Genomic DNA, 20,989 nt, shown 5'->3' with positions numbered 1-20,989 from the left:
TGGAACGCTTTTCCCGGCAATGGCCGGAGGGTCACGGGATTTACCAGGGTATGGTAAAATTATAAAGAAAACACGGCTTGCGCCAAGCCTTTGGCGACAGTGCAAGTCGATGCTGCCCTTATCCTGCTTTTAAGAAAGTTATACTTTCTGTTAGGACTAAAAAGGCGAGATTGCAGACATTGGTCTGCAATCTCGCCTTTTATTTGGTTACTCACGGCTGATATCCTGATAACACCTAAACCCGGCCAAGGCTGCCGCCTGAGTCACCGCGCGCAGCACAGCCTGTTCCACCGCTCTTGCCGCCAGTACGCCGATGGCATTCATATCGGCAGTCACCTGTCCGGTGCCGATGGCAAATATCGTATCACCGTCAAACAGGGTGTGGGCCGGACGAATGGTTCTGGCATAGCCATTGTGCGCCATTGACGCCACCTTGGTCGCTTGCGCCTTGGTCAGGACGGCATTGGTGACAACCGCACCAATGGTGGTATTGCCGGCAAAACGGCTGCCTGTTTGCTCCGCGTTGGCCAACATGCCGTCCTCGCAGCGCAAAAAGGCAAACGGTTCTTGTTGAAACGCTCCGGCCACGATACTGCCGTCAGCCGGATTAACCACATCGCCCAGACAGTTAACGGCGACAATCGCTCCCACCATCAGCTCACCGGCAGTCAGACAGGCGGCACCGATCCCGCCCTTCATCGCATGCTCCAGGCCAAACACCTTGCCAACAGTGGCTCCCGCCCCGGCTCCCACCGAGCCTTCACTCAAAGCCTGAGTGCCGGCAGCCAGACAGGCCGCATACCCCATCGCCTTGTCCGGGCGGACCAGATAGCTGCCGCAGGTTAGATCAAACAACACCGCACCGGCGACAATCGGCACTTTGGTTACACCGACATCAAAACCAATACCTTGTTCTTCCAGATACTGCATAACTCCGGCCGCCGCATCCAGGCCGAAGGCACTGCCGCCTGCCAGCAATACCGCATGCACCTTATCCACATAATTTACCGGGTTTAAGAGGTCGGTCTCACGGGTACCGGGTGCGCCGCCACGCACATCCACCCCGCCGGTTGCGCCCTCAGGGCAAAGGATGACCGTGCAGCCGGTAGGGGCTGCCAGGTCATGGGCATGCCCTATTTTGATGCCAGGAATATCGGTTAGTTTTACCATGCTGTTACCGCCTTTGCTTTGCTTTACTACCCGTCTGGGCGTATATCACATGTTCCAGTAAAAGAGCCGCCGTAATGCCGACAACAAAGCCGTTGGTGACCAGCGGCCTGACAACTGCGGGAATAGCGGCGGTCACCTGGGCGGGCAAAAAAGCCGCCAGGGTGCCAAGCATCAGCGACAAGCCTACAATCATACCGGTCTCAAACCCTGATGTTTCCAAATCTTTGCCCAATACCAGCATCCCTGCCGCCACCTGCGAACACATAATGAAACATAATAGACTGCCGATTACAACCGGCGGTACATAAGAAAAAACCCCGATAATGGCCGGTATAAATGCGACAATGATGAGCGCGCCCGCAGCCACCGCCAGAGGGAAACGGGAAGCACAGCCGGTAGCAAGCATAATACCGCTGCTGAGTGAATAGTTAACCGGACCAATAACTCCCATGCAGCCGGCAAGCGCATTCCCCAGCCCGGTCACAAACAAGCCGTCATTACTGCGTTTGGCGGCATCAGTAACCCCCAGTAAGCCGGCAATACTTTGAATTGAGCCCAGATCATTGGCTGTCAGTGCCAAAAAACAAAAGAGAAAAGAGATAAAAACCACAGAGTCAAATTGAAAACCGGCAACAGCCAACTGCCAGCCACCGGCCGCAGCCGGCGTCGGCGCTGTCTGCGGCCAGGCACCGGCAACCAAGGTGTAATACGCCAGGCTGCCAACCAACAGCGCCCAGGCTACCAAAGTCGATTTTAAGATATCAGGCAATATTCGCTGACCTAACAACAGCAGCAGAATCATAATCATAGCAAAGGCCAGCTGGGTAAATGGGTTATCCGACCCTGCCGTAATTAGATTAAGAATTGTCGGCAGCAGGGTAAACGCAATCAGCAGCAACACAATCCCGACAATCCGCACCGTAAACAACCGGCTTAGGCGATGCAGCAGCTTAAACCAGCTCAAGCCGGCCAATACCAAGCCACATAACGCCATAGAGAAATAAGCCGCTCCACCGGTGGTGGACTGGATGGCCACAATACCGCTCAACAGCACGGCAGCCGGGCCCACAATCAGCGGCAGCCGGTGCCCCCGCAGCACTTGCACCAGCATAATCAGGCCTGTGAGAAAAAATAGTTTTTGCAGATACCGTAGTTGCCCGGCAGCGGAATCACCGTCAGCAATGCCGCCCGCAATGGCCCCAAGGATAATAATGCAGGGAACCGTGACCAAAAACCACTGCAAGCCATACACAGCCGTTTCGGCAGGTGGCAGATGGTCATCCAGCAGATACTTAAATTTTACAGTTTCCAAGGTTATCCTCCCCGTCTGGTTTCCCGGTTTGTTTGTTATTATCTTCTCCATTTGTTAACATTTCCCTGCTCTGCCTGCTTTCACCGTTTGCATAGCGGCCGCCTGTGCCGGGCTTTGTATTGAAAGAAAAGAATCCGGAACCTTAAGCGCAAGGTTCCGGATGCCGGCTCTCAATCCATTTATCTCAGCATTGCCGTTGTTGCGGCAATTTCCTGGCATTTGGCAGTTACCTGCTGCACAGTTGCTGAAATATTGGTAATTTCATTATTGACTGTTTCCATCTTCTGTTCCAATTCGTCGGAAATACTGATGATTTTAACTACCTGCTGCCTGATATCGCCTTCACTGCTTTTGGTCGAGGTAACCACCGTTTTGGTTCTGTCCGCCAGCACGCCAACCTCGTTAGCCACGACGGCAAAGCCTTTGCCCTGCTCGCCAGCCCGCGCCGCTTCAATTCTGGCATTCAGCGACAAAAGATTAGTCTGACCGGCGATACCCACAATTTCGTCTGAGGCTTGAGTGAATTCAGTCAGTTTGGTTTCCACTTCATAGACACTGTCTCTCAGCTCGGTGGCTGTTTTGAAGATATAATGCACTTCCCCGCTGATGTTCTCAATACTCTTGGCATTTTCACTGCTGCCAAGCGAAACTTCATTGATGGCGTCAAGAATATCCTTTACCCGTTCACGGAGTTCCTGACCGGAACGTTCACGCTCTTCCGCCAGGGTCTTGGTCTTAACCAGCATATCCTGAACTTCCTCGGTGCTCTTCGCCAGCAGTTTTTTCTCGATTTCCACTTCTTTGCGGTTAAAGTCAATACAGTTTTCCACATGATTGATGCCTTGCGCCACAGCGGCGGCAAAATCACGGCAATTGCCAAAGCCGCAGGCATAGCAGTTGACACTGCGTGAGGTCTCATCCGGCTTATGCAGTTCGGCAAAAACAGGCTCCAGCACCTGTGCATTCACCGCAGTCGTGGCAACCGACTTATCCTCATACCGGCGGACAAAATCCGTTAGCCGCAGCTCTTTGTCAAACTGCTCAAATAAAGCGTAGGCTTTCTTAAACAGCTTATGTTTGCTCTGCTCTTTTATCTTGGCTTGTTTAAGCTCATTCATTTTATAGTCGATATCATCAATAGCAATAGCCTTATTGGTGCCTGTGCCAATATTACAGCCGCACAGGCAGTTAAGCACATCGACAAGCAGCGGGACAGGCTTACCCTGCCGGTCGCGCCGGGCATATTCATCCAAATAATGATACACATGCCCCGGCCCTTCAATTTGCCGTATCCAGGCATCCTTGACATGGAATTCAACATTTTCCCTGAGACCGCCTGGCCGGCTGAAGGTCAAGCCCAAACCACAGCCTGCGTCTTCAAAGTCGGCTTCCTGATAATTAGCCAGGTTAATTCCGTTTTTCTCCAGATACTGCTCCAGTTTGGCATAAGTTACATTATAATGCACTAAGCCGTTGGTGTTTTTTTCATGAATCTCATCAATTTTACCGATACAGGGTGATAAAAATGCCAGCTTGTCTTGGACATTCTTATATTGTTTCAAGTAAACAGCCGTACACATCATGGGACTGTGAATAGGCGCCAGACTGTTTATAAGTTCAGGCCGGAATTTCTGAACATAGTTGACAATTGCCGGACAGGGCTGGGCAATCACCGAACGCAGCTGTTGTTCTCTGATGGCTTTCAGATAGGCCCAGGTGGTAATGTCGGCGCCAAAGGATACATCATAAATCACCTTGACTCCCAAGGATTTCAGATACCCAAACAAGCGTTTATAATTGCCAAAATTAAAACGCACAGCCGGTGCGGCAATGACCGAGATGCTTGTCCCTTGCTTAAGCTCGGCAAAAAAGCGCTCCGTATCGTCGGTAAAATCCCTGGCCTTATGATCACACACATCCAGGCATTCCCCACAGTGAATACAGCGTTCCTGATCCACCCTGACCTTGTTTTCCCCATTAAGTTCATAAGCGACATTGGCTTTTGTCGGACATTTGGCTATACACTTGTTGCAGCCGGCACACAGTTCTTCCCTGGTTAATAAAATGTCTTTACTCAAAACAATCACCTGCGAGTACGTTATTTTTATCACTATTGCACTGTTATTATATTACAGCAAGATTCGTAAGTCAAAGTATACATTTCTGCAAATTGCGACAATTCTTATTTCTTGATTGCGCCAAGATTGGCTGATATACAATTTCTATATTTCGCCAATTTTCTCAAGGAATCTGACGAATGACCGCGAATAGAAGCATATTGAGGTGTTATGAATGACAGATATAGTAATTGCACTCTTGCAATTATTAGAGAATATCGGCGCGATGGCGGCCATCCTGTTGCTGTTTTTACATTGGTTTCCCCTGGCAATTTACCGTACAACCACCAGAATCAATTTTCCCGGACTGCTCCTTTTTTCGCTGCTGGCCCTTATTGCCGCCATCCCTCTATTGGAGAAAGAAAGCTTTGGTGCAAACCTCAGCATGGTTGCCATCTTGCTGACGGCTGTGCATGTCGGGCTAATTGAAGCCGCACTGGTCGGCCTAACCACCACTGCCATTTTCCTGGCCATTGGCAGTGTCGACTGGGTTCCCTGGGCAATGGGCTCGCCCTTTTGCGGACTCATTACAGCCTGTATGCTCAAACGCTTCGGCAACCGGCTTACCTGCCGGAAGCTGGTACAGGCAGCCCTGTTTGCCTGCCTGTGCTCACTGGCCTATGTATATCTTTCTTTTCCGGCAATAAACGGCGGCACAGGCCTGAATTCCTGGGGCTACATTTTTCTGCTCATAATTATCGGCCATATCGCCGGCACAATACTATTGCACCGGCTGATCATCTATCTGCAAAGCCATCAAAGCTTTACCGAATTGCTGGCCGAAGCCGAAGTCAAGTACCGCAGTTTAGTGGAAAGCTCACTGACAGGTATCTATGTTATTCAAGGCAGCAAACTGGTATATGTCAGCCAGGGCTTTACTGCCATCACCGGGTACTCCCGCGCGCAGCTGCTGGCCATCACCAACGTGTATGACTATATCCACCCGGATGACAGGGCTTCAGTGCATGAAATTATCCACCAAAAATTAACCACTCAAACAGAGCCTGTTACCTATGAGCTCAGATTATTGTCACAGACAGGCGGCCTCCGCTATGTAAAGGTCCAGAGCAGTTACTTTGAAATCGGCGGCAAGCCGGCCATCATTGGCACAATGACCGACATCAACGAATGCAAGCAGGCCGAACAGGCATTGTGCGAAAGCCAGGAGTTATTCCGCTACCTGGCCAACCATATTCCCTTCATGGTATGGATGGAGGACCGGGAAAGCCGCTGCGTGTTTGTCAACAAACAGTGGCAGGAATATACCGGCCTGACCTGGGAAGAAGGCAGCGATATCTCCTGGGACTGCCGCCTTCATCCCCAGGAGAAAGAGCCCGACAAACCGCTAAACCGGGAAAAATTTGACTATGAGTGCCGGATGCTGCGCCATGACGGCGAATACCGCTGGGTTCAGCTTATCGGTATCCCCCGGCAGACCCCGGATGGCTCCTTTGCCGGGTATATTGGCTGCTGCCTGGATATTCACGACAGCAAGGAAGCCGACAAGGCATTGCAGCGCTCCTACCGGCGGCTGGAAAAAAACATCGAAGAGCAAACCCGCCAGTTGGCCAATGCCAATGCTACACTGGCTCAGGAAATATTTACGAGAAGAGCTGTGGAAAAGCGTTACCGTCAATTGTTTGACAGTGTGCAGGATTCCATTTTTGTTTGGAAAATCACTCCCCAGGGCCTGCCCGGACGAATTATCGAAGTAAATGATATTGCCTGCCGCCGGCTGGGCTATAGCCGCGATGAACTCCTATCTTTGTCGATGCTGGACACCATGTCAGGCCAGGGAAAGGCTGCCGCCACCTCGCACATGGAGAAATTACTGACCTCACGGCAGGCTATTTTTGAATTTGATCATTTAACCAAGGACCAAAGACCCATCCCCTCAGAGGTGAATGCGCACATATTTGCCCTTAACGAGGAACTTGTCGGGCTCTGCATTTCCCGCGACATCTCTGACCGGAAAGAGGCTGAGGCTGAACTCTCGGCTGCCAGAAACAGAATCAGCCGGACCGAAAAACTGGCCTTTTTAGGCAATATGGCGGCAGGCATTGCCCATGAAATTAATCAGCCGCTTAATTCTATCAAAGTAACTGCCGACAGTATCTTAATGTGGTACAAGGATGGTCAGACCTACCAGGTGGAAGAGTTCCTGGAAGATGTGCAAACCATCTCCGAACAGTCGGCCAGAATCGCCAATATTATCAATTATATCCGCGACCTTATCCGCACCAGCCAGCAAAGTACCAATCAACGTTTCAGCCTCACAAGCGCCATCACCAATGCAGTCAAAATGACCTTTTCGCAAGCAGGCGCGGCCGATATATCCCTAACGCTGAAGCTTGCCGAAGATCCGCTGGAAATGTACGGCTCACTGGCACATATGGAGCATGTTTTTCTCAATCTGATAAGTAATGCCATCGACGCCCTGGCCGGTTTAGAGCAGCCGGTAAAAGAAATTGAAATCGAAACACTGCTGCACGATAAAATCATTGTGCAGATTTCCGATAATGGCACAGGCATTACCGAAGAACTGCGCAAAAGAATATTCACCCCGTTCTTTTCGACCAAAAACAATGGGATGGGGCTGGGACTGGCTATTGTCAAATCGGTGGTTACCTCTCACGGCGGCCAGATAACCATCATGAATAATGAGAACGGCGGGGCCACCTTCCGGCTGGCCTTTCCCCTGATTGAAGCATCGGATAACCTAAAAGAGGAGGATGCCTGTTGAATATCCTGTTAGTAGACGACGATACCGGCAGCCGTACGTCGGTCGGCAAATTTCTGCGCCGGCATGGACATGAAATAACCGAATGCAGCAATGGGGAGGAAGCGCTGGCGGCCTTTTTAGCCGGAAGCTTCCCAATGATTTTAACAGATATCAGAATGCCTGCCATGTCCGGCATCGATTTACTGAAACATATTAAAGATATGCCCTGCGGCACCTATACCGACATTGTATTGTTTACCGGCCATGGTTCCATGGAGTCTGCCATTGAAGCCTTGCGCATGGGCGCCTTCGACTACCTGCTGAAGCCTATCAATATTCAGGAGCTATCCATTATTATCGAAAAGGTAGCCGAACATCAGGGCTTATTGCGCGAAAACCGGCGCCTCACCGACCACTTCGACCAGGAGGTGCAAGCCGCCACCCTGGAAACCACCAAAGAGAATTCCCGGTTGCGCATGCTGGCAGCCAAAGCTGAAGGAATTGGCGAAATCGGTCTCTTTGGTACCGTTATGCAAAATATCTACGCCCAGGCCCTCATGTATCACCGCGACCGGTCTATCCCGGTTTTAATCCAGGGCGAGACAGGCACCGGCAAAGAAATGATTGCCAAACTCATCCATTATGCCGAGTTCGAGGAGGCTGCCGCCCCCTTTGTGGACATTAATTGTGCGGCTTTGACCCCTAGTTTGTTTGAGAGTGAACTATTTGGTTATGAGGCAGGTTCTTTTACCGGCAGTCTTGCCAAGGGCCAGAAGGGCAAGCTGGATCTAGCAGCAGGCGGTACGTTATTTTTGGACGAAATTGGTGAAATGCCGCTGGAAATGCAGGCCAAACTCCTGCGGGTGCTGCAGGAAAAAGAGTACTACCGCGTGGGCGGCCTGAAAAAAATCAAGTCCGATGTGCGCATCGTATGCGCTACCAACCGCAACCTGTCCCAGGCCGTCGCAGCAGGCACCTTTCGCCGCGACCTGTACTACCGCCTGAATGTGGGGCAAATCTTTATCCCCCCTCTCAGGGAGCAAAGCAATAGCATTGTGCCGCTTGCCGAAATGTTTCTCCATCGTTTTGCCAAGCAAAAGGGTAAGCGCTTCCGCTCTGTGAGCAGCGAAGCTGTCCAGATTTTACTTCACCATTCCTGGCCGGGAAATATCCGTGAACTGCAGAATGTCGTTGAATGGTCGGTCTTTATGTTTGATGATACGGAACTCAGGGCCAAGCATCTAAAGATAACAGCCAGCAACGAACCGCTTCGTTCCGGCCCCCAGACCAATACCCTTATACCGAATGCTCCGGTCTTTCTCCCATCCAGTCCGTTTAAACTGGATGATTATGTGGACCAAATCATTGTCGCGGCTCTCGAAATGCACAATGGCAACAAATCGGCCGCCGCCTCCTATCTGGGTCTGTCCCGCCGGTCGCTCTCCTACCGGCTGGAAAAATTAATACAAGATAATTAAACGAGTCCTATTCCGCGCCGGAATAGGACTCGTTTAATATTTTTATCCTAACAGAAAGTATAACTTTCTTAAAGCCGTGTTTTCTTTATTTACCGGAGATTAACCGGACAGCTTATCTGCAATCTTAGCTTTGACTGTTGCTAAGCCCACTCGGGCCACCACTTTGCTGAGCCGCTCACCTTTGTCTGCCAGTTCCTGATAAGCGGCCAAAATGGCTTCCAGGTACGGTATGACTTCTTCTTCTGCCACAAAAGTGGCGATACATTCGCCTGTATTGGTGTAGCGGCCGCCTTTACCGCCGATATATATATGGTAGCCAACTTGTGTATAGGCCAACGCCTGCTTCGGGCAGGTGGCAACACAAACACCGCAGCTCAGGCAGGTATCCAAATCAATGGCTAAACCATCGTCATCAAGGGTCATGGCTGCCGCCGGACAGCGTTTTACGCAAGCACCGCATTTTACACACAGTTCCTGATCAATTACCGGCTCAGCCGCGCCTCTAAAGCCGATGTCATGTGCTTGCGGCTTGGTACAGGCATTGGCACAGCCACTGACGGCAAGTTTAGTTTTAGCCGGCAGGTCTTTGCCAACATATTGCCGGTCTAATTGGTCGGAGAGCGCCCGCGTATTCACTAAGCCATAGGGACAAGTAGCGGTGCCGGGGCAAGCCACCACCGGCCGCACGCGCAGCCCGCAAACCGCAGGAAGCAGCCCGGCGTCCAGGATAGCCTGGCGCGCCTCTTCAAACCTTTCTTCTTTTACACCGGGAATCTCAATTCCCTGCCTGATGGTCACGTGGGCTTCGCCTGTGCCAAATCGCTCAGCCAGTTCAGCCATCTTGCGCAAATCTGCTGCCGTGAGATTACCGCTCCGGTTACGCAGCCGCATAAGCAGCAAGCCTTGCTGACGCTGAGGAATAAATCCGTAACGTTTATAATCCGGTTTTGTTGCCATTGTCTAAACCTCTCTCCCAAGAAATATTACGCCATAACGGTGCTAAGCACCGGTGGCGGCTTCCAACTATACCCGCTGTCCGGGCCTATTTTGGCAAATAGCCTTTGGCGACAGAATCCTCAATGATTTGCTCGACAAGCAAGCCTAATTCTGCCGCAATTCCCCTGGTTTGCCGGTTGCGTTCCCTGACTTGATCGGCGTTGATGCCATTTTCCTGCCAGGATTTTCCGCCTGTATGATAGTGCAGCAATAACGGCTGCAATCTGTCCAGAGCGTCGGCCATACGGGCCTCCGGACTTTGCTTTTGTTCAAACTCATCCCATAAGGCCCGCAATTCCTGGCTCTGGCCGGCAGGCAAAAGCCCAAACAGCCTGTCGGCTGCCGCTTGTTCCCTGGCGGCTTTATCCAGCCCGGCCTGTTGATCATAGCAATAGGTATCGCCGGCATCAATTTCCACAATATCATGAATAAGTACCATTTTGATAATCTTCAGCACATCAATCCGGCAGGAGGTAACATGCTCTGCCAGCAGCATGGCCATCATGGCCAAATGCCACGAATGTTCGGCATCGGTTTCGGGTCGTTCACTGCCAATGACCAGGTTCTTGCGGTAAATGTTTTTTAGTTTATCTACCTCGACAATAAACTTAATTTGCTGTTCCAGCCGTTCACTAAGCCTGACAGCTACCAATTGTTTCCGCATTATGATATACTGTAATCCGTCCCGTTCATATGCTTCAGCAGTTTTTTCCAACCCAAATTTTTGGTAAAACGCCGTCTTATCCAGCCTGGCGTTACACCATATAGCCGTGGCACCGCCGGCCTCGGCCGCGCAAATAACATGCTGCAGCAAAGTTGTGCCATACCCTTGCCCCTGATATGCCTGGTCTGTGGCAAATTTGCGGAATTGAATCTCACCCTGCTTCGCAAAGGTTGAAACCACCGCTATCAGGCGGCCGCCGTCATACAAACCATAGTGTGTTCCCGCATTGTCGTCCGGTAATTGTACACAGGAAATATCTTTATCAGGCCACAAAACTTTTTGCCGCAACTCCCACGTCTGCTTAGCGGTAATGATTTTTATTTCCATAATAAATGCTGCACCTCATTCCCTATACCCTATTTTAGCACTGCGGCCGGGTGTATACAACCGGTTGCAAACTGTCGATACTAAAGAAAAAATGGCTTGTACCAAGCCGCTGGTGAAGGTACAGGCCGCAGTGAAAATAAAGGAGGCTATACATATTGGAAAAATTTAAAGAGTTAGGTATTAGTGCTACAATCATTCACGCTCTTAGTGATATGGGCTTCGAAGAGCCGACCCCCATACAGGCACAGGCTATTCCCCTAGTATTATCCGGCAAGGATTTAGTCGGACAAGCCCAAACCGGCACAGGCAAAACGGCTGCTTTTGGTATCCCGTTACTGGAGAATATTAAAACCTCTACCGGCGCCACCTATGGAATTATCCTGGCGCCTACCCGTGAATTAGCCATTCAGGTAGCTGAAGAAATGAACAAGCTGGGCCAGTTCTCCAACATTAACACCCTGCCCATCTACGGCGGCCAGGATATTCAACGTCAAATTAAGGCCTTGCAGCGTAAGCCGCAAATTATTGTAGCAACCCCCGGCCGGTTAATGGACCACATGGAGCGCCGCACCATTAAGCTGACCGATATTAAAATGGTGGTGTTGGACGAAGCTGATGAAATGCTCAACATGGGCTTTATTGAGGACATTGAGAAAATCTTAAGCGCCACCCCGGACTCCCGGCAAACTCTGCTCTTTTCCGCGACTATGCCCAGACAAATACAAAACCTGGCGCAAAAATTTTTGAAAGAGCCTGCTCTCATCAGCGTTAAAACCAAGGAAGTCACCGTGCCGCTCATCGAGCAGTATTATATGGAACTGCAGGACAGGCAGAAATTTGATGTTCTTTGCCGGCTCCTGGATATCCAGTCCCCTGAACTTGCCATTGTTTTCGGCCGCACCAAACGCCGGGTGGACGAACTGTTTGAAGCCTTAAAGAAACGCGGCTATTCTGCCGAAGGCATTCATGGTGATCTGACCCAGCCCAAGCGGGATGCCGTCATCAGACAATTCCGCGAAGGCACGATTGAGATCCTGGTAGCCACCGACGTAGCTGCCCGGGGTCTTGATGTCAGCGGCGTTACCCATGTATATAATTTCGATATCCCGCAAGACCCGGAAAGCTATGTCCACCGGGTAGGCCGCACAGGCCGGGCAGGCCAAACCGGCTCAGCCATGACTTTTGTCATCCCCCGGGAGCTTGAGCACCTGCGTTCTATTGAACGGCTCACCAAGCGCAAGATTGTACGGATGCCTGTACCTACCCTGAGTGAAGCCATTGAGGGCCAGCAGCGGCTGGCTGTGGAAAAACTGCTTAATCAAATTGAAGAAGGAAACCTCGAGTCTTACCGCGGCCGGGCTGAAGACCTGCTGGCCGAAACAGATTCCGTGGCCCTAATATCAGCAGCACTCAAACTACTTACCAAAGAACCTGACACTACTCCTATCAAAATTACCGAAGAAGCCCCCCTGCGCTCCCGTTCTTTCGGCGGCAGAAGAAAACCGCCGGAAAATAGAAAAGGCGCGCCCAGTGGCAAGCCCCGCTATAAATCGGGCGGCTTTAGGAAATAGGCAAACTATCGAGTGACTGGGCATAAGCTATAATGCCAACAAAAAGAATTAGTCCAAAGGGGGGATTGCAACATTAACGCCGCAATCCCCCCTTTGTTTTGCCTATAAAATTACCGTTTTGGGATACACATTTGAATGCTAAGTTTACTATGAAACCTTAAACTTACTGACAGTTGCCTTAAGGCTTTGGGCAATGGCAGCCAGACTCTGACTTGCCATGGACATTTCCGCCATAGATGCCGATTGCTCCTCAATTGCCGCGGAAATTGTCTGCGCTTCCCCGGCAGCCGCTTTACTAAGACTGTCTATCTCCTGCACAGACGACACAATGTGCCTGCTGTCATTGACCATCAGCTGAATTGCAGCCGATATTTCCTTTACCTGGGCGGATACCTGGGTTACTAAAGCGGCAATATCCCCAAAGGTACTCCCGGCAGTCTGTACAACCGCGGTTCCAATCTTGGCCTCCTGAGTACCTTCAACCATGGCAACAACAGCTTGATTGGTATCTCCTTGAATTTCACTGATTAGTTCAGCTATCTTTTTCGCCGCATCCTGTGACTGTTCCGCCAGTTTGCGAACTTCTTCGGCAACTACGGCAAAGCCGCGGCCTTGCTCGCCGGCTCTGGCAGCCTCAATGGCGGCATTTAGCGCCAGTAAATTTGTCTGACCGGCTATCCCTGATATGGTATCAACGATCTGCCCGATTTCCTTTGAACGCTCACCAAGTTTAGTAACTACGCCGGCAGAGTTGTTAACCGTCTGTTCCAGCAGGATCATTTGACTGACAGCCTGCTCAATCGAATCGGCTCCGGCTTTGGCTTTGCCGGCAGCCTGGGCGGAGGTTGCCGCTACCTGGTCGGTGCTGCTGGCTATGTTGCGGATTTCAAGCGACAGCTGCTCCACCACCATAGCGGTACTATCGACAGCCTTAACCTGGTTTTCCGCAGCACCTGCTACCTCGGTTATAGATACTGCCACCTGATTAGCGGCTTGGGCAGACTGACTTACACTGGTAGAAAGGTCTTCACTGGAAGCCGCCAATTTGCCGGCCACCTCATGCATACTTTCAATCATGTGACAAATGGAATCCAGCATTTTATTCATTTCCTGAGCGATTGCCCCTAGTTCGTCGGCAGACCGGACACGCAACCGGGAAGTAAAGTCGCCGGTACCAATGATCTTAACTACTTCTGATAAATAGGGAATCTCTCTCAACATGTACCGCAATACAAAATACATCAAGCTTACTAAGATAATAATGGTAATGCCGAAGTAGAAAGTCATTTGCGTAAAAAATGCATTAAACTGCTGATATATTTCTTTTTTGGCTGTTACTGTAGCTATCGACCATTTGGCAACCGGCACAGGAGCATAGCCAATACATTGCTCTTCATTATCAATAACTGCCGACTGCAATCCTTTTTCACCGGCAATCATTTTTTTACCGATTACACCCAAGGCACCTTCCATCGCGGCAAGGTTTTCCTTAATCACATATTTTTCATTCGGATGATAAATAATCGTCCCATCAGGGGCTGCCAAAATGGCATACCCGGATTCCCCGATCTTATAGGATTGCATGATTCCCGGCAAAGCATCCAGGAATAAGTCAATTGCCACAATACCGGAAACATTAGGACCATCCTTTACCGGGATCATTACACTCAGAATTACCTTGCCAAATATCTGGTCCATATATGGGTCGGTATAATAAATTCCGCCTGCGGCAACAGCCGGTTTGTACCAGGGCCTCTCATGCAAATTAAAATCCGGTTTTGATAAAACATTGCCTGTGCCAACTAAAAAATTTCCCTTTTCGCTGGCTACCCAGACCATTGCGACATCTTTATCGGTCTGTTTTATGGCTTCCAGGGATTTCAGCACATCACTGTAATACGGATTGCTTACTGCCTCCTCCCGTGAATTGGCAGTTTTAAGATAATTGACAATAGCTTGGTTGGTAGTAATTCCTTTAACAAGCAAACCTTTCTCACTGAAAAACCCATTAACCAGATTAGCAACCGCTAAGCTTTGGGAAACCATGTTATCTTCAATAGTCTTACTGAAAGCTTGTTCCGTGTGTGACTTAACCAGCATGCCGGCAAATAAAAGAAAACCAGTCATGACTAAGAATAATATTAGGGCCGATTTCTTGGCAATTGTCCCCAGCATTTCCTGTTTCCACGTTCCCGTAACTTTACTACCAGACTTCATCCTGTCACTCTCCAATCCAATGCAATTAAAGTAGATTTAACTAGCAAAACTTCCTGTACATTTTGCACAGCTGCCCGGACTATTATGCCTTATAAATAAACGGCCACATACCTGAGAATATTTCACAGGCATGCAGCCATTTATCATTAAAAATATTTGCCTGTGAGTGACAGCATGCTAATAGCATTGCTGCATTTTCTCACCCTCATGATTTTTTCATGCGTTTAAGGAGCGGCCCCGACATCCCCAGGAACAAAACCAATATTCCTGCCAGAGAAACCAGGCTGCTCGCCTGATGACCGCCAAAATACAATAACGGAAAGGCAACAAGAATTAATACCGGCAGGAATGACGCCAACTGTTGCATATACTCACCACCCAAATTGATATGATGCGAAGACAACCAGGCCAAATACCGCACAAAGCAGCAGGGCTCCTACTAAAACCTTACTGATAACTTCGCCTTCCCGGCCCAGAATCCCGGCTGCGGTTGTCCCCAGCAGAATCTTGCTGGGAGCAATAATGCTGCCAATAGAGCCGCCCACCGTCTGGGCCGCCAACAGCGGTGCCTTGTCGATCTGCAGCATCAGCGCCACCTGCTGTTGAAAACCGCCAAATAATATGTTGGAAGACAAATTACTGCTGGTCATAAAGGTGCCCAAAAGCCCGATAAAGGGAGAAAGTATCGGATAAATTCCACCGGTTACCGAGGCAACCCCCTGAGCCAGCACCGTAGTCTGGCCTGTCTCATCCATTACCTTTGACATGGCAATCAAACCAATAACGGCAATGGCGGAAGGTATGGTTTTCTTCAGCGAATTTTGGATAATGCGCTGCATGCCGCCTGTCTGGATATGCCCCCACTGCAGATAGCACAGATAACCAATGATGGCCGCCAATAGCAAAAATGCTCCGGAGTGAATAAGCGGCGCCAGGGGGGCATAGGCCGGATAACTATGGGTCTCAAAGCCCAGCGAGGTTGTTTTTCCGGCAAAAGATAATGCCAGAGTCCACTGCCCGAGATAATTCTTGATACTGTCATTTAAGAGGACGACCACCGCAATAACAATCAAAAAGAAATACGGAAGAAAGGCCTGCTGGATATTCATTTTATTGCCGGTAACAAGCTCTTCCTGCTTTTCCTCGGCCGGGTCATGCAGTTCTGCCGGCTGACGGTAATAGTCCAGTCTGCCGATAGCAAAGATTAAGCCTAATGATAAAGATACAACCACGAAGTTGCATAACATCGGATTGAGCAAAGCCAGGCCCATCTGTCCTGCCCCCTGCAGCGCAGCCAGCAGGATTACAGTAACGGCATTGCGTTTCATACCGCTGTAACCACCGGCCAAAGCGGCAATTAAAAGCCCGGCAATCAGGTTAACAACACCCAGCATACCGGTGGACCATAAAATGGCCTGCTTGAACACCGCCGGATCACTCATATCCGCCTGACTGACCAGGCCATCCCAGGCGATGCCGAGCGTTCCGAAGGTATTGCCCCACGCCTGACCTAAGAGAGTGATCAGCACCGCGGTTAACGGCCTGACACCCATGCTGATCAGAAGCGGCGCTCCCACAACTACCGGTACGCCGAAACCGGTAATCCCTTGCAAAAAGCCGACAAAAATCCAGCCGACAGCCAGTACCTGCAGTACCTTATCTGGCGTAAACTGCTGCATCCCGGCCCGGATTACTGCAAAAGCGCCTGATTCCCGTGATACTTCATAAATAATTAAAGCAGGAAAGACCACTAAAATAATGGATAGGGAATACCACATTCCCTTGGCAACAGCCAAAGCAATCATATCCGCCCCGCCGCCAAAAACCAGATAGGCAGTCAGTATGGAGCACAACAGCCCTGCGGATGCCGCCTCATCACCACCCCATCTACACCGGAGCAGCAGCACTAAAAGCACCAGAATGGGCAGCAAGGCGGCAAACCATTGCATTATATTAATTGACATAATACACCAACCTTTCTCATCACCGGTTATACCTGCGGCAAAACCACCGTACATCAAGCCTGCCAGTGAATAAACAAATAGTTAATAGGCACAATGCACACCGGGCCACATATTTTCCGGCACTGGTCCCTGCCCAACCATTGATTGTATATACAAAGGGACTGCGGAAAACTTATCGCTAAGTTTCCCCCAGCCCCAGGCTGTGAATAAAACCAAATCCTGTTAGCTATTTTCGAATATGGTTCCTTTTCTAAAGCTTGAATCTTTAAAGGCATATTTCGTTAACAGAAGATAAGCAATACCTGCCACAACAAAACCGATAATCCAAGCCAGTTCAACCATTGTAAAGGCAGCACCGGCACCGATAAGCATGGCCCAAATGGCGCTGGGGTTATAGCCGGCAAACGGACCGTCTTCCTTATACAGGTCGGCTACATTTACCTGTTGCTTCCTCAATATATAATACTCAATTAAGATGATAGAAACGATCGGTCCTAAAAACGCGGAGTATATGAGGATGAACATCCCCAGACCCTCTGCCGAGGAATCCTGTACAAGCACCCACGGGCATGCGCCCAATGCGAGCAGGCCGGATATGGTAACAGCCACTTTGTAATTTAATTTGGTAATCAGCGTAATAACATAGGTCGGCGGAATAATATTGGCAACCATATTTACAGCAATCGCACCCATAACAATAAAGGCGGAGACAAAGAAGGTGATATACGAGTTGTTGATTACGATGGCAAACGCTTTCACCGGATTGGAGATACCGGTTGCGGAAGCCAGCATGGCGCCTATGCAAAGTACGAAGCCGTAAGCTACTACTATGGGGAAGAAGTATAAGAACCCGCGTTTGGCATCACTGATACCTGTTTTTAATTCCCGTGAATAGTCGGCTGCGCTTAAAAAGATAGCCGCATAATTGCCCATAAACATCATGATGAAAGCGAAGAACGGTAAACCCCAGGTACCTTTAGCGTGAACCCATTTTTCCACAATAACAGCACTGTGGGAGCTCAGAAGAACGTAGAATACATAGACCAGCGCCACCATAATGACGGTGGATATAACCGATTCCACCCACTTAATGGCATGGAACCCATAGAGAGAAAGCACAATTTGCACCAGTTGCAGCACCACAAAGCAGGCAAAAATGTTATCAAAGCTGCCACCGGTAACAATCTTGGCAATTTCATTTAAGGCCGTGCCGCCGATCCAGCTTTGGAAGCCATACCAAACGATGGCCGGAATACCGCGCAGCAGGGAGGAAACAATCGAGCCCTTTATGCCGAAAGACATTCTGAGCTGCACAACATAGGGGATTCCTGTCCGGTAACCGACCCTGTCATTCAGGGTGAAAACCGCGGAGATAATACCAATAGCAATGATGGCTGCCGCAAAGGTCTGAAAAATATTCAGGGTTGCGATACCGGCCACAACCAGGCTGGCGCCAAGCGTCATATTGCCTAAGTTAACACCGTCTCCCAGCCACATAAACATATAGTCTACCGGGCCTACCGTTCTGGCTGATTCGGCCTTCGGACTTAGTGACTCATCCACCCCCATATCCTGTTGGCCCGCCTGGGGCTGATTATATTCTGTATTTGCACTCATCGTAAAAACCACACCTTCCTTTTTTATTTATTAGGTCTTACATGTTTGCCGATAGGCTTTGACACAATTTTTCCGTCTTTGAAAACGGTAGTTCCGCGGAGAATGGTTTGCGTCACAGTCCCCCGGAAGGTGTCGCCGACATATGGGCTTACTTGGTGCTTATAGAACAGGTCCCCGGCCTTCAGGGTAAATTCTTTATCCAATGCTACCAGAGCAAAGTCCCCGTCGTAGCCGACAGCAATTTTCCCCTTGCCTTGAATCCCAAAGATCTCGTTCACATTTTGCGAAGTCAGTTTTGCAATATCGGCAAGCGGAACCTTTCTGGCATGGTAGGCATGGGTGAGCAGGGATGAAAGCGTGGTCTGGCAGGCTGAGATGCCGCCCCAGACTTTCAGAAACTCCCCATCCTTCAGCTTGGGATCGCAGGGCGAATGGTCGGAAGATACGAAGGCAATTTCATCATTCAACAGTTTCGCCCACAGCTTGGTCTGGTTGGCAGTATTCCGAATCGGCGGCGAGCATTTGGCCACAGTACCCAGCTGCTCAACATCGTCATCGGTAAGAATCAGATAATGTCCGATGGTTTCGCAGCAGACATCAACGCCTCTCATTCTTGCCTGGGTAACAAGCTCAACGGCTTTTGCGGTGCTGATATGGGCAATGATTAATTTGCAGCCGGTTTCCTCGGCAAAGGAAATCATGCGGGAAACATTTTCTATTTCCGTAATGGGCGGACGGGCGGCAAAATAATCACGCACCGTGGTCTTATTATTTGCTAGAGCCAGCGCCGTCAAGTCTCTGGTAATTTCGGCATTTTCACAATGCACCATCAGCGGCAGCCCGAGCCTGGCTAACTTTTCCATGCCGACAAGCGTGGTATAATCGTCTGCTCTTTCAAATTCATCAATACCGCTAAAGCACGAGAATGCTTTAAAGCCAATTACACCGCACTCGGCAAGTTCTTCCAGCTTGTCCAGATTCTTAGGAGTAAATCCGCCCCAGAAGCCGTAGTCAACCAGCGAGTCCTTCTGTGCCACCGCCAGCTTGGCATTAAAATTTTTGGCGTCCAGCGTGCAGGGACTGCAATTCAGCGGCATATCAAAGTAGAGGACACCGCCGCCTGCTGCTAAAGCGCTGCTGCCGGTGGTGATGGTTTCCCACTCGGTTCTGCCCGGATCATTAAAATGCACATGGCCGTCGGTCGCTCCGGGAAATACATATTTTCCGGTTGCATCAATAACCTCTTTCGCATCCCCGGCTATTTCTGCGGCTATTTCCACAATTTTTTCATCACAAACAGCAACATCGGCTGTTTTTACACCTTCCGGGCAGACAAGAACCCCGTTCCTGATAATTACATCATACCGTTTACTCACACAGTTCACCCCTTATTCATTATTTGATTTTTTTAACGAACTCACCAAACCCTTTGCGGCCAACCAGCTTGCCGTCTTCTGCCACAACCTGGCCTCTGACCAACGTGCAGACAGGCAGACCCACGCCCTTTAAGCCGACAAACGCCGAAATCTGATTCACATAATACAGCGATTCCGGAGTAATCTCCCATTCCCGCTTAGGATCCAGGATAACAATATCGGCATCAAAGCCTACTTCAATGGCACCCTTTTTCCCATATATGCCGAAAGCCTTTGCCGGGCCTTCACTTAAGGACCTGGCAAGTATGGTGGGGCAGTAGCCCCGCTTGGCCACACCTTCGCTGAAAACCACCTGCATGGTATTCTGGATGCCGCTGATTCCGCCCCAGGCGCCGAAGATACCATGGGCTTCCTCGCTTTTTTCGCTGAGTTCGCACGGGGAATGGTCGGAACCGATGCAGCTTAAGGTGCCGTTATTTACATATTCCCACATTCCTTCAATTGCGGCAGCTTCGCGCAGCGGGGGCGCACATTTGAACAGACTGCCGTTTTTAATTACATCTTCATCAGAAAAAGCAAGATAATGTCCGCACGTTTCCGCCGTAACATCAACACCGTCAAGCTGAGCCTCTCTGATCACCTGCGCCACCTGCGGATGGCTTACATGGCAAATATGAACCTTGGCGTCAAGCTCTTTGGCAAGACTGATAATATTCTGGGTGGCAATCAGTTCGGCAATAACCGGTCTGGAATCAAGAAAATCCCGCCAGTCATTCTTTTCCTTCCGCTTGGCCCGTGCTTCTTCCCATTTGATTATGGAATAATCCTCGCAGTGGAAACCGGCACGCGCACCGGCGCTTTTCAAAATTTCCAGTGCTTCCTTGGCCTGTCCGATGGACAAGGACACATAATCCGGTGAAACCGGACCGATGAAGGATTTGAAAGCAACACAACCCTTATCATCCAGTTCGTGCAGTGTACCCAGATTGTAATCTACAAGTCCGCCCCAAAAGCAATAGTCCACATACGCGTTAGGAGAAACATGCGCCAGCTTATTGTCAAAAATTTGTCCGTCTGTAAGCGCCGGCTCATTTTGCAGCGGCATATCAACGATGGTGGTAAAGCCTCCCACGCCGGCCGCGGCTGTACCGTGAGAATAATCTTCCCGCCAGTTGTAGCCGGGATCATTCAAATGGGCGTGACTGTCAATAGCTCCCGGGAAAACATAGTTGCCCTGAGCATCAATCGTTTTGTCTGCTTGAACATCAGTACCCGGTTCAACGATGGCTGCGATCTTGCCTGCCTTGACACATACACTTGCCGCAAAAACTCTGTCTGCTGTTACTACCTTGCCATTTTTAATAACCAGATCAAACATGTCAAACCCCCCTTTAAAAA

Annotated in this window: 14 protein-coding genes; 3 read left to right on the top strand and 11 right to left on the bottom strand. The window is 50.0% G+C overall.

What is annotated here, in order from left to right; all coding sequences use genetic code 11:
• Positions 1 to 207: 207 nt before the first annotated feature.
• The 3 genes from GT1_RS04985 to GT1_RS04975 form a co-directional block, all read right to left on the bottom strand.
• Entirely contained in the window at positions 208 to 1,170 is a 963-nt protein-coding gene (locus GT1_RS04985) for a P1 family peptidase (protein WP_188397794.1), read from the bottom strand.
• 4 nt (positions 1,171 to 1,174) lie between these two features.
• Complete coding sequence (locus GT1_RS04980; protein WP_188397793.1) at positions 1,175 to 2,482, bottom strand: uracil-xanthine permease family protein; 1,308 nt, start codon at positions 2,480 to 2,482, stop codon at positions 1,175 to 1,177.
• 179 nt (positions 2,483 to 2,661) lie between these two features.
• Complete coding sequence (locus GT1_RS04975; RefSeq protein WP_188397792.1) at positions 2,662 to 4,560, bottom strand: [Fe-Fe] hydrogenase large subunit C-terminal domain-containing protein; 1,899 nt, start codon at positions 4,558 to 4,560, stop codon at positions 2,662 to 2,664.
• A 214-nt stretch (positions 4,561 to 4,774) separates the two neighbouring features.
• Here GT1_RS04975 and GT1_RS04970 point away from each other — a divergent pair, with 214 nt between their 5' ends.
• Together GT1_RS04970 and GT1_RS04965 are read left to right on the top strand one after the other, a co-directional pair.
• Positions 4,775 to 7,342, top strand: coding sequence for a PAS domain S-box protein (locus GT1_RS04970; RefSeq protein WP_188397791.1), 2,568 nt, complete (start codon positions 4,775 to 4,777; stop codon positions 7,340 to 7,342).
• Complete coding sequence (locus tag GT1_RS04965; protein ID WP_188397790.1) at positions 7,339 to 8,799, top strand: sigma-54 dependent transcriptional regulator; 1,461 nt, start codon at positions 7,339 to 7,341, stop codon at positions 8,797 to 8,799. The genes GT1_RS04970 and GT1_RS04965 overlap by 4 nt, the downstream gene beginning before the upstream one ends.
• A gap of 99 nt (positions 8,800 to 8,898) precedes the next feature.
• On the opposite strand, the gene GT1_RS04960 is transcribed toward GT1_RS04965, so the two are convergent.
• Complete coding sequence (locus tag GT1_RS04960) at positions 8,899 to 9,756, bottom strand: 4Fe-4S dicluster domain-containing protein (RefSeq protein ID WP_075756951.1); 858 nt, start codon at positions 9,754 to 9,756, stop codon at positions 8,899 to 8,901.
• A gap of 85 nt (positions 9,757 to 9,841) precedes the next feature.
• Positions 9,842 to 10,846, bottom strand: a complete 1,005-nt coding sequence (locus tag GT1_RS04955) for a GNAT family N-acetyltransferase (RefSeq protein WP_188397789.1) — start codon at positions 10,844 to 10,846, stop codon at positions 9,842 to 9,844.
• A gap of 155 nt (positions 10,847 to 11,001) precedes the next feature.
• On the opposite strand from GT1_RS04955, the gene GT1_RS04950 reads away from it, so the two are divergent.
• A complete protein-coding gene (locus GT1_RS04950) occupies positions 11,002 to 12,417 on the top strand; it encodes a DEAD/DEAH box helicase (protein ID WP_304626358.1) in 1,416 nt (471 codons plus the stop codon).
• Positions 12,418 to 12,564: 147 nt separating this feature from the next.
• On the opposite strand, the gene GT1_RS04945 is transcribed toward GT1_RS04950, so the two are convergent.
• The 6 genes from GT1_RS04945 to allB (GT1_RS04920) all read right to left on the bottom strand — a co-directional run bounded on the left by GT1_RS04945 (position 12,565) and on the right by allB (GT1_RS04920) (position 20,969).
• On the bottom strand, positions 12,565 to 14,634 hold the full coding sequence (locus tag GT1_RS04945; protein ID WP_075756949.1) for a methyl-accepting chemotaxis protein: 2,070 nt from the start codon (positions 14,632 to 14,634) through the stop codon (positions 12,565 to 12,567).
• A gap of 205 nt (positions 14,635 to 14,839) precedes the next feature.
• On the bottom strand, positions 14,840 to 15,001 hold the full coding sequence (locus GT1_RS04940; RefSeq protein ID WP_188397788.1) for a hypothetical protein: 162 nt from the start codon (positions 14,999 to 15,001) through the stop codon (positions 14,840 to 14,842).
• 4 nt (positions 15,002 to 15,005) lie between these two features.
• A complete protein-coding gene (locus GT1_RS04935) occupies positions 15,006 to 16,598 on the bottom strand; it encodes an L-lactate permease (protein WP_188397787.1) in 1,593 nt (530 codons plus the stop codon).
• Between the two features lie 222 nt (positions 16,599 to 16,820).
• A complete protein-coding gene (locus tag GT1_RS04930; protein ID WP_188397786.1) occupies positions 16,821 to 18,215 on the bottom strand; it encodes an NCS1 family transporter in 1,395 nt (464 codons plus the stop codon).
• Positions 18,216 to 18,238: 23 nt separating this feature from the next.
• Positions 18,239 to 19,591: an allantoinase AllB gene (gene allB, locus GT1_RS04925; protein WP_188397785.1), complete on the bottom strand. Its 1,353-nt coding sequence runs from the start codon at positions 19,589 to 19,591 to the stop codon at positions 18,239 to 18,241.
• 19 nt (positions 19,592 to 19,610) lie between these two features.
• A complete protein-coding gene (gene allB / locus GT1_RS04920; RefSeq protein ID WP_075756946.1) occupies positions 19,611 to 20,969 on the bottom strand; it encodes an allantoinase AllB in 1,359 nt (452 codons plus the stop codon).
• Positions 20,970 to 20,989: the final 20 nt, after the last annotated feature.

The organism is Sporomusa sp. GT1, from assembly GCF_014634905.1.
Taxonomy (GTDB): domain Bacteria; phylum Bacillota; class Negativicutes; order Sporomusales; family Sporomusaceae; genus Sporomusa; species Sporomusa sphaeroides.
This window is presented reverse-complemented; position numbering and strand designations above follow the sequence as displayed.

Coding starts and splice junctions, on each gene's coding strand:
- GT1_RS04970 (WP_188397791.1), top strand. CDS start 4,775: ATGACAGATATAGTAATTGCACTCTTGCAATTATTAGAGAATATCGGC.
- GT1_RS04940 (WP_188397788.1), bottom strand. CDS start 15,001: ATGCAACAGTTGGCGTCATTCCTGCCGGTATTAATTCTTGTTGCCTTT.
- allB (WP_075756946.1), bottom strand. CDS start 20,969: ATGTTTGATCTGGTTATTAAAAATGGCAAGGTAGTAACAGCAGACAGA.
- GT1_RS04935 (WP_188397787.1), bottom strand. CDS start 16,598: ATGTCAATTAATATAATGCAATGGTTTGCCGCCTTGCTGCCCATTCTG.
- GT1_RS04960 (WP_075756951.1), bottom strand. CDS start 9,756: ATGGCAACAAAACCGGATTATAAACGTTACGGATTTATTCCTCAGCGT.
- GT1_RS04945 (WP_075756949.1), bottom strand. CDS start 14,634: ATGAAGTCTGGTAGTAAAGTTACGGGAACGTGGAAACAGGAAATGCTG.
- GT1_RS04955 (WP_188397789.1), bottom strand. CDS start 10,846: ATGGAAATAAAAATCATTACCGCTAAGCAGACGTGGGAGTTGCGGCAA.
- GT1_RS04985 (WP_188397794.1), bottom strand. CDS start 1,170: ATGGTAAAACTAACCGATATTCCTGGCATCAAAATAGGGCATGCCCAT.
- GT1_RS04930 (WP_188397786.1), bottom strand. CDS start 18,215: ATGAGTGCAAATACAGAATATAATCAGCCCCAGGCGGGCCAACAGGAT.